The organism is Pseudoalteromonas sp. N1230-9 (genome assembly GCF_032716425.1).
In the GTDB taxonomy this organism is placed as follows: domain Bacteria; phylum Pseudomonadota; class Gammaproteobacteria; order Enterobacterales; family Alteromonadaceae; genus Pseudoalteromonas.
Window position 1 is genome coordinate 603,658 of the sequence record NZ_CP090420.1, and the last position, 16,498, is coordinate 620,155.

Consider the following 16,498-nt stretch of genomic DNA (forward strand, 5'->3'; position numbering starts at 1 on the left):
CAATACAGCGTAAAGCTTAATAAAAATAGAGAAAGAGAGAATCATGAATATAAAACAACTAAGCGCAGCCATTGGTGTTGCATTATTCGCAAGTGCAGCAAGTGCTGTTCCTTCAACCCCTGTTCTTAATTGGGAGCCACAAGAATACTCATTTGTTGAGGTGAATTTAGAAGGGACAGGATCATATAAAAGCCTTGTGAATCGTGTTGAACAAGTGACCATTAATGTACAGTGGAATGCATGGAGTGGTGATGGTGGCGACAGTTATAAAGTGTATTTTGACAATATGCTGGTAAACGAAGGCACGCTTGCAGCGGGTACTAAAAGTGGTGTAATTAGTTTCCCTTATAATAAAGCCGGTCGTCATACTATGTATGTCGAGCTTTGTGAAGGCGGCACGACTTGTGCGCGCAGTGAAGGCAAACCAATTGTTATTGCTGATACCGACGGCGCACATTTAGCTCCATTGCCTATGGATTATGATCCAAACAATAAAAATATTGGTACAAAGCAAGGATTAGTCACTGGTGCTTACTTTGTTGAATGGGGCATTTACGGTCGTGATTTCGATGTAACGAATATTCCTGCCCAAAACTTAACGCACATTTTATATGGCTTTATTCCAATTTGTGGTCCGAATGACTCACTGACCGGTGGACCTAAAAATGCGTTAAATACCGCTTGTGCTGGTTCGCAGGATTTTGAAGTGGTTATTCATGATCCATGGGCTGCTGTTCAAAAAGCACTTCCGGGTGTTGATGCTAATGATCCAATCCGTGGTACATATTCACAGTTAATGGCGCTAAAACAGCGTTATCCTGATTTAAAAATCTTACCATCAGTGGGTGGTTGGACGTTATCAGACCCATTCGCGTATTTCACTAACAAGGCAAATCGTGACACCTTCGTCGCCTCGATGAAAGAGTTCTTAAAAACGTGGAAATTCTACGATGGTGTTGATATTGACTGGGAATTCCCAGGTGGTGACGGCGCAAACCCTAATTTAGGTGATCCTGTCGCTGATGGTCCTGCATATGTTGCATTGATGCAAGAGCTTCGCATCATGCTTGATGAGCTAGAAGCTGAAACTGGCCGTCAATATGAGCTTACTTCTGCAATTGGTGCTGGCTACGATAAAATTGAAGATGTTGATTATCAAGCCGCGAGCCAGTACATGGATTATATCTTTGCCATGACGTATGACTTCTATGGTGCGTGGAGTGGTGTAACAGGTCACCAAACAGCACTTTATTGTGGTACGCATTTCCGCCCAGGCCAATGTGATGGTACGGGTGTAGATGCTGGTGGTGTTCCTTATAAAGGCCCTGCTTACACAACCGATAACGCAATTCAATTACTGCTTGCGCAAAATGTTCCATCGAAGAAAATTGTTGTTGGTACAGCAATGTATGGCCGTGGTTGGGAAGGTGTTTACCCTGCGGGCACAACCATTGATGGTAATCCAATGACTGCAACAGGATCGGGTCCATTAAAAGGCAGTAACGCACAAGGTGTGTGGGAAGATGGTGTAATCGATTATAAAGGCATTAAAGCACACATGATTGGTGCATCGGGTACGGGTATAAACGGCTTTGAAGTTGGTTATGATGAACAAGCAAAAGGCGCGTATGTTTGGAATCGTTCTACCGGTAAACTCATCACATATGATAGCCCTGCATCAGTTATCGCAAAAGGTAACTATGTTAACCAACATAACCTAGGTGGTTTATTTGCATGGGAAATTGATGCGGATAACGGTGATATCCTAAATGCAATGCATGAAGGTTTAGGTGGTACCGTGACTGAGCCGACTAACAATGCACCTGTTGTCTCTGTGTCAGGTTCAGTTACAGTGAATGCGGGTGAAACTGTCTCAGTCAGTGCATCAGCAACAGATGCTGATAACGACCCTCTAAGCTTTAGCTGGACTGCTGATAATGCACTTACAGTTTCGGGATCAAACTCAAATACGCTTGCGATTACAGCACCATCGGTCACTGTTGATACGCGATATATTGCAACAGTGACAGTATCTGATGGCAAAGCAAGTGTAAGCCGTAACGTGACAGTCAATGTCGTTGCGCCTGGTACAGGTGGAAACTCAGCGCCTGTTGTTTCAGCTATTACTGACAAAACAGTTGCAGAAGAGGCAAGCGTAGCCGTCTCAGTTTCTGCAACAGATGCAGATAACGATGCCCTTACTTATAATTGGACTGTACCTGCAGGCCTGACGTTAGTAGGTTCTGGTGCAAATGTGAGTTTGCAGGCAGCTAGTGTTACTGCTGATACAACCTACCCTGTATCGGTTGAGGTAAGCGATGGTCAAGCAGTTACATCAGTCAGCTTCAACGTGACAGTGACAGACTCAGGTACGACTAATCCTCCTGGTAATACAACATGGGATGAAGCTGCCATTTATGTGGGTGGTGATACTGTGATGTATAACGGTGTTTTATATACTGCTAAATGGTGGACACAAGGTGATCGTCCAGATCTAGGTGGCGTATGGGAAGCAAGTTCACAGCCTACAGATGCAAATGGTGGTGTAATTTGGCAAGCAGCAGGCACTTATAACAGCGGCGACCAAGTGACTCACCAAGGTACTCAATACGAAGCGAAGTGGTGGACTCAAGGAGACGAGCCAGGCAGTGCTGATGTATGGAAAGCACTTTAAGTGTTTTTTAGCCACATTTGAATGCGTTTCATGATAATGTGATTTCCCTCTAAAGCAGCCGTAAGGCTGCTTTTTTCATACTTGGACGTTTATTTTGGCCTTTTACTTACTATCAACCATACTTTGATAATGATTAACCATAGCTGCTGATAAGTATATTGATGAAGTTAAAAGTGTGTATTCTGCTTTGTTCGATTTTGCTTTTTACAAAAGCGCTTGGTTGTGAACGCACGTTAAAGGTTGGAATATCTCAGCAATGGGCACCTTATGTGCTTATTCGTGATAAAACGTTTTCTGGTATTGATATCCAGATCACTGAGTTTGTATTAAGTAAATCTGGGTTTTGCACACAATTTGTTTTACTCCCGTCTTCAAAGCGTGGCTTTGCTGAGCTGCGCTCAGGTAAAGTCGACTTACTTCCCGCTGCAAGTTTTAGTGAGGAGCGTGCTCAATTTAGCTACTTTTCAGAGCCTTATAGAAGAGAGGTGATGCGATTATTTTGGTATCCAAAAAAAGAGTATGCGGCACTTAGCCTAAAAGGATTATTACTCAAAGGTCAGGTTATTTTAATTAATAGTGGTAGCTACTACGGTGAAGAGTTTACAACGCTTAGCCGAATCAAAATGTTTAAAAATCAAATTATGGCGGTACCTAAATTGCAACAACGTTTAGGTATGTTATTAGCAAAAAGAGTCGACTTTTTTATAGATGACGAGCTTGCAGGTCTTTACCTTATAGAGTCCCTTAACTTAAAGGGAATTGAGCTTCATGATTATATTATTAACGATAATTGGGTGTCGTTTATGCTCAGCAAAACAACCTTAACAGAGTCTGAGCGTACTAGAATAAACAACACCATCATTGCACACCAACAAACCATTACAGGCTTGATAGCTGAGCATATTAAAAGCTTTAGCCAAGACGAGTAACACGCAGCTTTATACGCCCAGCATTTGCCCCATAAAAGCGATCAAGATCGTTTGCAAATGGGCAAAACTCACCTGATTTTGCTATACGGATATCGGCACCTTCTGCGATTTCGAAAAGGTGTTCATCGTTGTTATCAATTGCGCCAATGAGTGCAAACCATTGTGCGTGCGCTAAACGTCGAAATGGCTCGAGTAATGCCATTGGAATTTCTTTCACGCCCAGTTGTATATTATCGCGATGCCAGCCGCCTGGGCCGCAACTAATACCGTCGTCATACCAAATTTGATCAGGGTAAGGCGTAAAACGATAGGTGCCACCTTGCTCTAACATAACACCCGTGTGATTGTATTTTTCAGAACCATACACTAAAACATCCTTGCTTTGACCAATACTAAGCACAGTCATATTTTGCTTATCAAGCGCAATATGTTGGCATAACCCCTTAAATTTTAGCAGGTTGCCATCGTTATAAAGTACGTTATAGGTTAGGCTTTTAAGTGACTCAGGACGATAGCTTGTTAAGCGGTTGATCCTATGTGCGACAGTATGGTGAATAGTTGGCGGGTGGTCGCTTTGTTCGTTTTCAATAAGTACACAACATTCACGATCAACGAGTTTGAATAACGGATTGAACCAAAAATAGTTTTGTTGATGACTGAGTGCTAGTGGGTCGGGCGTAACGGTGACATCGTCTTGTGCAATTAAGTTTCGATGCTCTTGTGGAAGTAACGTGTTGTAGTTGATGTCTGCGCTGGTTAAAAGGTTTAGTGCAACTGTTTGTTCAATTAACCACTCAATTGCATATCGTAGGCAAATGTCGGCTAAACCGTCACGATAGTAACCACCGCCTACATCGGAATGGGCACCAGCAAACCAAATTTCTTCAACATGGGGCGCTTTATTAATAAGCGTTGGTTCAAAAGCTCTGCGTTTTTCATCAAGTGCAACACAATGAAGGGCGGCTTTAATATTTGTCGCTAATGTATAGTTTTCAAAAATCACATGCTCAGCGCCACGGGTTGCTTTTGTAACTTTAGAAAACCCTATTGATGCAACAGTATCAAATACACATAAGTAAACATCATCACTAATAAGTGGCTCAAGGCATTTAGCAAAACGCCGTGCTAACGCTGCGCCACGACTAAACCCCGTGAGCAGTACTTTATCGCCAACAGTGTAATAGCTTTTAAAGTCATTAATGGCGCGATTTAAGATACTGGCAACATCATCTCCTCTAGGTGCTAAAGCTTGATTGAAAAGGCGTTTAAAACGACTGCCTTGTGTGCCTATACCTTGATAATAAAAACTAATTTGATTAGGGAATGGTGTTTCTGGCTCACTATTTAGTGCGCCGCCAAATAATAAGTGAAGTTTAAGTATGTTAGAGATACTGGCATCTTCTTTGAAATGTGCTGCGCTAAATTGCTCTGCATCACGGGGTTCGCTGCCAGTGCCATCAAAGTTGAAAATCAGCGTTTTAGGGGTCATAGCGTCATTCCTTTAGTGGTTTGTCATAACATACAAGGCATTTGTTAAAATTTGAAGACAAATTATGTTACTAACAATAAAAAACGGGTTTTGCATGCAAAACCCGTTTTTTATTTAGATAAGCTAGCTTACCTTTGCTACGGTGTGCTTCTGTAAGATATCAAGTAGAGTCTTGTAATCTCTTTCAATATCGAGCAGTTTTAATTGAATATCTTTTAAATGATCCTCTTTGCTTGCAGCGAGTACTTCGAGTTCGGTGAAATGCTTATGTAGTTTTGCTGCGCCTACATCACCACATGCACCTTTTAATGTGTGGCTTGTTGTCGCTATAGCGTGATAATCCTTATCTTTTATAGCACGAGTAAGGGTGGTTATCTTAATTTGTGAGCTGTCTAAAAACATCTTACTGACTTTGTTAAGTAGCACTTCATTATTCATTAAGCGGCTTAGGGCAGCCTCTTTATCCCAATGAAGCTTTTCTTCGTTTTTTGTCTGCGATGTTTGTTCTATATGTGATAGCTCAACTGAGTCATAAGGTGCTTTTGTTTCGGTCTTAAGGTTGTTTTTTGGGTAATTAGAAGCAATCCACTTTACCGTTGTGGTAATTAATTTGTCGGCACTTATGGGCTTGGTTATATAGTCATTCATACCTGCATGTAAGCACTTTTTGCGTTCACCAAGCATTGCATTTGCTGTCATTGCGATTATAGGGATGTCAATATGGTGTTCACCAGCACTTCCTTTTCGAATTTGTGCGGCTGCTTCGTAACCATTCAAAATGGGCATTTGGCAGTCCATGAGTACACAATGAAATGGCTCATCCTCAGCCGTTTGAGCTAAAATGTTAATAGCCTGTTGTCCATTGGAAGCTATTTCAAATTGAATACCTAAATTTGCAAGCGTGCCCTTTGCTACGGCAGCATTTATTTCATTATCATCAACAATAAGAGCCTTTGCACCGGCAATATCAAGATCAATATTTACTTGTGAATCAGTTTCACGACGCATTGGTTTATCTTCTGGTTGAAAAGAGGGGGGCAATAGTCGCTCATCAACTAGTTTTAGCAAAAACTCTGAGGTTAGAACTGGTTTTGATATACGGATGAAAGAGCTGTATTTAGTTTGAGGTGCAGGCTCAGTTGGATTGACAAGTAGCACAAGTTTAAAGGGTAAACAGTAATCTGGTAAATGTTCACAAAGACTGTCTAATTTAGTAAATAACGGATGAGCTGGTTCTAAAATGAGGGTATCGAAAGGTTTCTCTTCATTTAGTTCAAAATTTTCAATCGTTACCTCTGACAGCTGCCCTCCATGTTGAGTTATTAGTTTTTCAATGCTTGATTTAAGCTCTGGTTGTTTGACTGATAAAGCAATGGTTCTGTTTTGTAATCGCTGGTGAGGTTGACGTTTTTGCGCTTCGTGACTATTCAAATTAATAATGAAGTTAAATGTACTTCCTTTCCCCTCACTTGACTCAAAGCTAATTTGCCCGTTTAGCAGGACTGCGAGTTGTTTACAAATAGATAAACCAAGCCCCGTACCGCCATATTGAGCTGCCACGCTATTATCAGCTTGTGTAAAAGCATTAAATAACTTGTTTTGGTTTTCCAGAGGAATCCCTATGCCCGTATCTTGAATTGAACAGCTGAGCGATATAATTTCATCGTCAATGCGTGTGGTAGTCGCGACTACTTTAATAAATCCAGCTTTAGTGAATTTAATTGCGTTATTAATCAGGTTTGTCAGTACTTGAGAATAGCGGTGAGGATCGGTAACTATTGAACAATATTCGATGCCGGTTATATCTAAAATGAACTCTAGATTCTTTTCTTGTGCTTTTATGGCTAGGCTTCCACTTAAGCTTTCAAAAAGTTTTATGGGGTTGAAAGCTCTGTGATCAAGGTCGAGTTTACCGGCTTCAATTTTGGATAAATCGAGAATGTCATTAATTAACACGTTCAAACTATTAACACTGACTTCTGTCATTTCTAAATAATGTTGCTGCTGGTTAGTCAGTGATTCACGTTTTATTAGGTTCAAAGTACCAATGATGCCATTTAATGGAGTACGCATCTCATGGCTAATATTTGAAATGAAAGCACTTTTAATTTTACTCGCTTTTTCTAGATCTGCTGTCCGCTTGGCAACTTTTATTTCTAGCTCATTATTAGCTTGTTTAATTTTGTCGTTTGCTACCTTCTCTACGGTTATATCACGTATGATTATAGCGGTTCCATTATGCTGGTAATGATCATCAATTATGGCAGAAAAAGCGAGGGCTAGATTTACAGGAGGCTTATTTTCAGGTTGATATTCAAGCTCTATTGTATGTTGTTTTCGATTGATTTTTAATTCATTACATTGCTTTTGAATGTCGATGTTAGGGAGCAATGTGAGTTTGTTTATATTCGTCCCTATAACTTGCTCACGCTGTAAAGCAAATAGCTCTGAGGCAGCTCTATTCCAGCTTGATACTAACCCGATGTTATTCACACCTATAATGGCATCTTTTGAGCCGCTAATAATAGCCGATGATACTGCTCGTGCTTCAGCAAGCTCCCTATTACGTTTTAAATTGCGATTAACAAAGCTTAATATGATGATTAAAGTTATCGAAATACCTAGGAGGAAAAGGTAGGCTCCAGTTCGCTGCTCTAGCTCCATTTTGCTTATATTATCATCGGAGATGACCAGATGCGCATCAATGAAACCATTTTCTAAATCACCTGTAAGTGGAATGCGTTTACTGAGTGCTTCACTAGGTTTTTCACCTATCGTATTAGCGCTGATGCTCATTAACTTTGTATGTGTTGTTGGCTCTGACTTGTAAACCGTATTCCACCTTTTTGTTGGCATCAGATCTCGGCTAAACTCTAAATCACTATTTGGGTGAATGAGAAAGTAGCCTTTGCTGTCAGTTAAAATTAAAGAGTTAGGCCGCTGAACCATGGCATTTAAAGAGTTAAACAAGAGCTTTATGTTTATATTTGCAATGATTAACCCATAGCGCTCCATGTCATCATTAAAAATAGGTAATGCAATACGCAGCATTGGTTTGTATGGAAATTCTAACTTACCGTACTCTCGATTAAGAGTGATGGTTGATAAGTACATCTCTCCTTGAGAAAGGTCAGCGCTTTGTTGATAGTAATCACGGCTTCTTTTGTTTTGTAGTTGATTTTGTGCTTTTACGACAATACCGCCTGCAGCTCTATCTACCCGAATCAACTCTTGTCCTGTCTGTTGAGTGCTTATTATCCTTAGCTGTTCATATTCTAAGTTGGATTTTAAAAATGCTACAAAAATAGTCTCAAGTCTTTTTTTCCATTGCTCAGCGGTGGTCTTATCAAGAGGATCATTACCACTGTTAGCTGCTGCTCTTGCTAGGCCTGCAATTGGAGGTGTGGAGTATAAAAAGTGTAAGTCGTTTTTGTATTTGGTGATGTTCTCTTGGACTTGGCTATTTATAGCAGTGCTTGATTCTCTTAGTTTCTCTTCTATTGAGTTGTCGATATTTTTGCTTAGCTGAAGTTCAAAGAAGAAGATAGCGAAGCATAATATAGCAACTATAAAAAGCACTGCAAGAGGGAGTAAATATCGACCTTCTGATGTTGCTTTTGCTGTCTTATGTAGTACTGAGTAGTCCATGTTCTAGTTTACCTCTTGGTATTAAATACGTAAGGCAAAGTGTTTAGCTTATGCGATGGTGCAGGGTTTTGCAGGTAAGCATACACAGCGGTTTCTCCCTTGGTTTTTTGCTTGATATAAGGCTGTGTCGGCACATCTGATAAGGCTATCCGAATTGAGCTCTAGATGATGATCTATGAGTGTAGTACAGCCAATACTTACTGAGATGATTTTAGCGCTAGCTTTTGGGTGTTCTATGTTTAACTTGCAGATATTAGAGAGTAGTTTTTTGGTGATGAACGTTGCACCTTGCATATCTGTGTCGGGCAGAACACATAAAAACTCTTCCCCTCCATAACGAATGACGGTATCAGTTGGCCTATTTAGACTATTTTGGATTTCGTTTGCGACTTGTTTGAGACATAAATCACCTTGCTGATGACCAAATAAGTCGTTGTATTGCTTAAACCAATCTATATCAATCATTAATACCGATAGTGCAGAGTTATTTCTTTTTGCTAGTCGAATGTTTTGTTTTAAAGCCTCTTGCAAGTAGCGACGGTTATAGAGCCCCGTTAGGCTATCTCGTTGAGAGAGGCATTTTAGTAAGTCGGTTTGTTTTTTAAGTGTCAGATGGACTTTTACTCTGTTTAGTAAAGTGGCGCCGTAAACTGGTTTTGGGACAAAGTCGATCCCTCCAGCTTGCCAGCACTTATTTTGATCTTCTTGATCTAAAATTGCAGTAATAAAAATAACTGGAATGTGGCTATAAAGTGGATGGGCCTTGAGAGTTTTGCACACCTCAAGACCGCTCATATCACCTAGCACGACATCTAGTAAAATTAGGTCTGGCTTGAACTTATCACACATTGATAACACTTTTTTGCCACAGTCAACGATCTGTGTTTTATAGGGTGATAACAAACTCTCAATGACAGTCGCGTTAATTGGTTCGTCATCAACAATTAATATGACAGCTTCATCTAGGCTTAAATTAGTGTTTATGTTCAAAGGTTACTAAGCATTAGTTTTGAATACATTGATTAAAGCATAGACTGTATTTTTGCATTTTATACAACTAAAGAATGAAATTTTTTACCTTTTTTCTGGCAGTACTCACAGGCTAGAACTAGAATTTTTTTATGAACTTTTACGGGGTGATAGTTTTGTTATTTTCTTCCCATGAAAAAAGTCTGGGCAAGATTCTTGTTGTTGATGATGAACCAAGCAGCTTGCTAATTATGACTGAAGCATTGAGTGATTTAGGTACCGTCATATGCTGTGACAATGGAATTGATGCTATTGAAAAAGCATTTGAGCTGCAACCTGACGTAATTTTACTTGATATTGAAATGCCAAATTTGAATGGCTTTGAGGTTTGTAAGCGACTGAAGAACAATCCAAAAACTGCGTATTGCACTGTGATTTTTGTTTCATCTTACAATGACAAGATATTTGAGTGCCAAAGTTATGAAATTGGTGGAATTGACCTCATCCACAAGCCTGTTGATATAAAAATTTGCCGCTTGCGTGTTATTAACCACTTAAAACTAAAACAACAAGAAGCACAAATTCGTGCTGCTAAGTACGATATTTCTACGCTTGTCTCACAGGTTCCTGTTTATATTTCGTATTGGTCTTTACAAGAAGAAAACTTATTTAATAATAATGGGCAAAGCCGTTGGTTTGCTATGGACGGTGAAAAGATGCTCGGGCAACAGGCGAAAGATATCCTACCATCGGACTTATACAAGGCTTTTCATCGTTGTTTGGAGCAGCGTATTAATGAAGAAGTGGTCAATATTCAATTTGAAAAGCCTAGAAATAATATTGAGTATGTTCGTGCGCATATTCATCTCAGGTTAAAAGCTAATCAAGTGATGGGCGTTATTTTAACGCTAACGGATATTACTTCTATAAAGCGAACAAAAGCTCTATTGGCAAATGAATCAGAACGCCTAAAGGTGATGCTTAACTCGATTGGTGATGCTGTCATTGCAACGGATAAAAACGCAATTATTCATTTTATGAACCCTATTGCTGAAAGGTTGACAGGTTGGGTTGCTCAAGATGCTAAGGGGCGGCATATTGACGAAGTAATGAACCTCTGTGATGCAACCACCACTCAAAAATCAGTTAACCCAATTACCGTTGCTTTACGAGAGCAGCGAGTAGTTGCTATGGCATTAAATACTCAACTAACAGACTTGGATGGCAGAGTTTACCGAGTAGAAGATTCCGCAGCTCCTATTCGTGACGAGGCCGGACGTATAATTGGCGGAATTATTGTCTTTCACGATGTAAGTGAGTCAGTCGCAATGGCTGTAAAAATGAGTCATTTAGCTAATCATGACTTACTGACTGACTTGCCAAATCGTATTTTACTCCACGATAGGGTTTTGCATGCTTGTAAGGTAGCAAGTGGTAAACAAAAACAAATTGCCTTAATCCTAATCGATATAGATCATTTTAAATATTTAAATGACACACTTGGCCATCATCAAGGGGATTTAATTATTAAGTACGTTGCAAAACGACTGGAGTCTCTAATTGATTTAAGTATGACACTGGCACGTATTGGTGGTGATGAGTTCGTTATTTTAATTCCAGAAGTCAAAGCTACAACAGCTGTTGATGCGATAGCATCAGAGATTATTGACACAATGAGCCAACCTTTTCGGTTGGATAACCAAGCATACACCTTGTCAGTTAGTGTTGGGGTCAGCATTAACCCGACTGATTCGAACACGGCGGAGGAAATGATGACTCATGCTGATGCCGCTATGTACCGAGCAAAAGAGCAAGGACGAAACCGTTTTTGTTATTACTCTGATGATTTAGAATATCAGTTTAAACAGCGACAAAGAGTTGAAAAGCTTTTACGGACTGCGATAGAGCAAGATAAGGTTGAGGTTTTTTACCAACCAAAACTAGCTTTATCTACTCAACAAATTGTTGGAGTAGAGGCTTTGGTTCGGATCCGTGATCAAGAAAACCACCTTGTTTCACCTATCGAATTTATCCCACTTGCGGAGGAGACAGGGTTGATACTTACACTGGGAGAATCTGTTCTAAAGCAAAGTTGTGTAGCTGCTAAGGAGTGGTTTGATAGAGGACACAATATTAAAGTGGCTGTGAATATTGCTGCCAAACAGTTTACAGATAAAAACTTTTGCAGAATTGTCTCAGAAATACTTAAAAGCACTGGGTTACCGAGCGAATTGTTAGAGCTAGAGGTAACCGAAAGTTCTTTAATGCATGATTTTGAAGAAACGAAAAAAATGCTCAATGATTTAGCATCACTTGGGTTAACAATTGCGATTGATGATTTCGGCACAGGTTATTCCAGTCTGTCCTATTTAAAAATGTTCCCAGTGGATGTGTTGAAGATAGATCAATCGTTTGTCAAAGATATGTGTAATGATACCCAGAGTATGGATATTGTAAGAACTATTTCAAGCTTGGCTCATTCACTAAACTTACAAATAGTCGCAGAAGGGATTGAACAGAAGCAACACTTAACTAGCTTATTAGAGTTAGGGTGCAAGCTTGGACAAGGCTACTTATTTTACAAGCCTATGCCCAAGGCTGATTTTGAAGAGTTACTTAATTAAGCATAAGTATGACTATAAAGGATGCCACAACCAATCAAGATAAGTGCCATACCGCCAATGGCTTCGGCTTTTTTGCCAACCCAGCCACTCATTACATTGCCAAGTAGCGAGCCAATTGTCACCATGATGGTCGTCGCAAGACCTATCATTGCTGCCGCTAAGTAAATGTTTACTTTCATGAAGGCAAGGCTAATGCCGACTGTCATGGCGTCTATGCTGGTGCCAACAGCCGTTAGTAATGTTGCAATAAAAGAGCGCTTGGTATTGGGTGCAAGTTCCTTTTCGTCATCGTCATCCTCTTTACGGCTTTCAAGCAACATGTGAACGCCAAGACCAACGAGTAGTACAAATGCAATCCAGTGATCAAAGGCTTCCACGTAGTCAGCACCGGCACTACCGATAAGCCAACCAATAATCGGCGCGATAGCTTCAATACAGCCAAACAGTAACCCAAGTTTAATTGCACTGAGAATTCGCGGGTTTTTAAGTGTACTGCCTTTAGTGATTGAAGCTGCAAAAGCATCAGTCGACATTGCAAGCGATAAAACGCTCAGAGTAATAATATTCAATTTTTGCGCCCCACAAAAAGAGCGCATTATACGCTTATGAGCCGTAAACCGATAGGTTAATTTTACAGCTCAATAGTGCCTATTTGGTTTAGTGAAGCTTCATCTTCGGCCTTACAACCCGCAGAACTTTTTCACTGATCCACAGTGCAAAGGTTTTAGCGCTGCCGTGAATCGCACGTTGATGCATACGGTAGAGCGAAATATACATAAAGCGCGCTATTTTTCCTTCAATGAAAAAGCTATTACTGGTTAAGTTACCCATTAAACTACCGACCGTGCTGTAGCGTGACAAGTTGACTAAAGAGCCATGGTCACTGTAGGTAAACGCACTCAGTGGCTGGTTTTTAAGTGTGGCAATGAGGTTTTTTTCAACACATTGTGCCATTTGATGAGCTGATTGTGCTCTTGGTGGCACCTGTGAGCCATCTTCTTGGGTAAATGCACAGCAATCACCAATCACAAAAATGTCGTCGTTAACACTACTTTGCAGGTATTGATTTACCTTAATTTGGTTATTGCGGGTAAGTTCAAAAATACCAATGTCTTTAATGAAATCAGGGGCTTTTACACCCGCAGCCCAAACCATAATATCGGCGTTGATATGTTCATCGTTTTTGGTGATAAAGCTGTTTTCTGTGGCTTCTTTTACTTGGGTGCCTTCGCGTACTGTTACTCCTAACTTAACTAGCTCGCGTTTAGCTGAGTTTGCAATGCGCTCGGGTAAAGCGGGTAAAATTCGCGGTCCCGCTTCAATTAAATCAATGTGTAAGCGTTTGGCGGTCATTTTATTAAGGCCATACATTTTTAGCATGTCTGATACATGATAAAGTTCTGCCGACAGTTCAACCCCCGTTGCACCACCACCCACTATGGCAATAGTTAAGGAGTGCAGAGGGTCGTCATCTTGATGTAAACGGGTGAAGTTATCGAGTAGAGCATGCTGAAAGCGTTCAGCTTGTTGGTTTGAATCAAGGTAAAAACAGTGCTTGTTGACCCCTGGGGTATTAAAGTCGTTACTCACACTGCCTATGGCAAGTACGAGGTAGTCATAGCTGACTTGGCGCTCGGGTAAAATTCGGTGGCCAAGCTCGTCTTTTAATTCGCTTAAAGTAATGGTTTTATTGGTTTGATCTAAGTGGCAAAAGCTGCCGAGTTGAAAATTATAATGATGTTTTGCTGCATGAGCTGAGTATACAACGCCGTCTAAATCGGCATCAATCGACCCCGTCGCTACTTCATGAAGTAACGGCTTCCAAATATGGCTGCGGTTTTTATCGATTAAAAGTATCTCTGCTTGGCGTTTTTTCCCGAGTTTGTGTCCTAATTGTGTTGCTAGCTCTAAGCCACCAGCGCCACCACCGATTATCACGATTTTAGGAGGTTGGTTAATCATTGCATTGCCCTCAAAAGTATAATACCTAAACACTCTTGCGAAAAAGCGCTTAGGTATTGCAAATCCATCCATCAATACCCCATGGCAACGGCTCTATTGTGCGCCTTTTTGCTTGTTTTGTCAGCAAAAGTTAAGAACAATGTGGCGCTTTTTATCCTATTTACATGCTTGGGCGATAACAGGAAACGCGTTAGTATGGTATATCAGTTTTTTAAACACCTATCATTTCAGAATAAAGGAAATGAACGAAGGGATCAGGATGACTACGTCACTACATGCATCGCTAAATCAGTACTTTGGCTTTGATGAATTTCGCCAAGGCCAGCAACAAACCATTGAGCAGTTATTAAATCAGCAATCATCGTTGGCTATCTTCCCAACTGGCTCGGGAAAGTCGTTGTGTTATCAATTAACAGCTATGCATTTACCTAATTTGACCTTAGTCGTGTCGCCATTATTGGCGCTGATGAAAGATCAAATTAGTTTTTTAAACAGTAAAGGCATCTATGCGGCAAGCCTAGATTCAAGCCAAACCAGTGAGCAAAGTCATACGGTAATGAGCGACGTGCGTGCGGGGAAGGTGAAAATTTTAATGGTCTCAGTGGAGCGCTTTAAGAATGAGCGCTTTCGTGAATTTATTAAACAAGTGCCTATCTCGATGCTGGTGGTTGATGAAGCGCACTGTATATCTGAATGGGGTCACAACTTTAGGCCTGATTACCTAAAACTGCCGCGCTATCGTGAAGAGCTTAATATTCCACTGGTATTACTTCTCACTGCTACAGCGACTAAAAAAGTAAAGCGTGATATGTGTGAGCGTTTTGCTATTGCCCCAGAATGTGTAGTGCAAACTGGCTTTTACCGAAGCAACCTCGATTTATCAGTGCTCAGTGTTGCAAGCCAAGAAAAACCTCAGCAGTTAGCAAGTATTATAGCCAGCCAACAAGGGGCTGGGATTGTTTATGTCACCTTACAACATACCGCCGAGCAAGTAGCCGAAGGCTTGAGGGGAGCAGGCTTTCATGCGGTGGCCTATCATGCTGGCCTTGAGGATGATAAACGCTGGCAAATTCAAGATGATTTTATGGCGGGTAAAATCAATATCGTGGTGGCAACCATTGCTTTTGGGATGGGCGTTGATAAGTCTGATATTCGTTATGTGATCCACTATGATTTGCCAAAATCGATTGAAAATTATAGCCAAGAGATTGGCCGTGCAGGGCGAGATGGTGCGCCGTCAAATTGTTTTACTCTGGCAAATTTAGATGGCTTAAATACCGTTGAGAACTTTGTTTATGCCGACACGCCAGAGCAAAGTGGGATTGAGTATGTCATTAATAACATTCGTAACGTACAAACGAACAACCAGTGGGAAATGCAAGAATACAGCTTATCGAGCGAAAGTAATATTCGTGCTTTAGCGTTAAAAACCTTACTAGTGCAGTTAGAAATGCAAGGGGCTATTACGCCTTTATATGCCTATTACGCCGATTTTAAATATAAGTTTTTAACGGATCAAAACCAGCTACTTAGCCAGTTTGATGCTGATCGACAAGCGTTTTTACAACAGGTATTCAAACACACCGAATTTAAGAAAATTTGGGGCACACTTAATTTTGATGCGTTAACCCGTGCCACTCAAGTTGATAGAAAACGTGTGGTTGCAGCGCTCGATTATTTGGCCGAAAAAGGTCATATTGCCCTTGAAACTAAACGTATTACGCAAGTGTATGAGGTGAATAATTCGGTAATAAGCCACGCTGATTTAGCACCGCAACTTCACCAATATTTTATCGAAAAAGAACAGGCCGAAATTAAACGTATCGCCACTTTAGTACGCTTTTTTGAACTTGATAGCTGCTTAAGTTATAACTTAGCTCGCTATTTTGATGACCAGAATGCACCCCAGCAATGTGGCCATTGTTCAGTGTGTAGAGGCCAGCAAGTAAAGCTTAGCTATTCATTAGTGCATCAAATGCCTGAGCAAAATGTGATTGCCAGTAAAGTTACAGAGCTTAAACAGCACTTAGCAAATAAAGGGGTTAGTGATGTCAGCATCGACACCCAGTGCCGTTTTTTAGCGGGCATGAGCGTGCCTTTATTTACCCGTAATAAAGTCAGGCAGCTATCAGGTTTTGGCCTTTGCGAGCAGCAACGATACAGTGACATTAAAGCCCTGCTACAGCAGTTGTAGCAGGGCTTT

General features: G+C 40.7%; 9 protein-coding genes. 4 read left to right on the forward strand and 5 right to left on the reverse strand.

All coding sequences use genetic code 11. The annotated features are described in order from the left end of the window. Positions 1-43: 43 nt before the first annotated feature. Positions 44-2,674, forward strand: a complete 2,631-nt coding sequence (locus LY624_RS20015; RefSeq protein ID WP_341804463.1) for a glycosyl hydrolase family 18 protein — start codon at positions 44-46, stop codon at positions 2,672-2,674. A gap of 161 nt (positions 2,675-2,835) precedes the next feature. Further along, on the forward strand, positions 2,836-3,603 hold the full coding sequence (locus tag LY624_RS20020; protein WP_130151928.1) for a substrate-binding periplasmic protein: 768 nt from the start codon (positions 2,836-2,838) through the stop codon (positions 3,601-3,603). Here the strand turns inward: LY624_RS20020 and LY624_RS20025 are convergent. The 3 genes from LY624_RS20025 to LY624_RS20035 form a co-directional block, all read right to left on the reverse strand. Beyond that, the gene (locus tag LY624_RS20025) at positions 3,587-5,092 is read right to left on the reverse strand and encodes a phospholipase effector Tle1 domain-containing protein (RefSeq protein ID WP_130151927.1); all 1,506 of its coding nucleotides are present in this window, start codon (positions 5,090-5,092) and stop codon (positions 3,587-3,589) included. The two genes, LY624_RS20020 and LY624_RS20025, sit on opposite strands and share 17 nt — an antisense overlap. A 123-nt stretch (positions 5,093-5,215) precedes the next feature. Then, positions 5,216-8,740, reverse strand: coding sequence for an ATP-binding protein (locus tag LY624_RS20030; protein ID WP_341804464.1), 3,525 nt, complete (start codon positions 8,738-8,740; stop codon positions 5,216-5,218). A 48-nt stretch (positions 8,741-8,788) separates the two neighbouring features. Further along, positions 8,789-9,730 (reverse strand): GGDEF domain-containing response regulator, encoded by a 942-nt coding sequence (locus LY624_RS20035; RefSeq protein ID WP_341804465.1) that lies wholly within the window; start codon positions 9,728-9,730, stop codon positions 8,789-8,791. A gap of 131 nt (positions 9,731-9,861) precedes the next feature. Here LY624_RS20035 and LY624_RS20040 point away from each other — a divergent pair, with 131 nt between their 5' ends. Continuing rightward, positions 9,862-12,333, forward strand: coding sequence for an EAL domain-containing protein (locus LY624_RS20040; protein ID WP_341804466.1), 2,472 nt, complete (start codon positions 9,862-9,864; stop codon positions 12,331-12,333). On the opposite strand, the gene LY624_RS20045 is transcribed toward LY624_RS20040, so the two are convergent. Next, the gene (locus LY624_RS20045; protein ID WP_341804467.1) at positions 12,330-12,902 is read right to left on the reverse strand and encodes a manganese efflux pump MntP; all 573 of its coding nucleotides are present in this window, start codon (positions 12,900-12,902) and stop codon (positions 12,330-12,332) included. The genes LY624_RS20040 and LY624_RS20045 overlap by 4 nt on opposite strands. A gap of 88 nt (positions 12,903-12,990) precedes the next feature. Further along, the gene (locus tag LY624_RS20050) at positions 12,991-14,295 is read right to left on the reverse strand and encodes an NAD(P)/FAD-dependent oxidoreductase (RefSeq protein ID WP_341804468.1); all 1,305 of its coding nucleotides are present in this window, start codon (positions 14,293-14,295) and stop codon (positions 12,991-12,993) included. Between the two features lie 259 nt (positions 14,296-14,554). On the opposite strand from LY624_RS20050, the gene LY624_RS20055 reads away from it, so the two are divergent. Then, entirely contained in the window at positions 14,555-16,489 is a 1,935-nt protein-coding gene (locus LY624_RS20055) for a RecQ family ATP-dependent DNA helicase (protein WP_341804469.1), read from the forward strand. Positions 16,490-16,498: the final 9 nt, after the last annotated feature.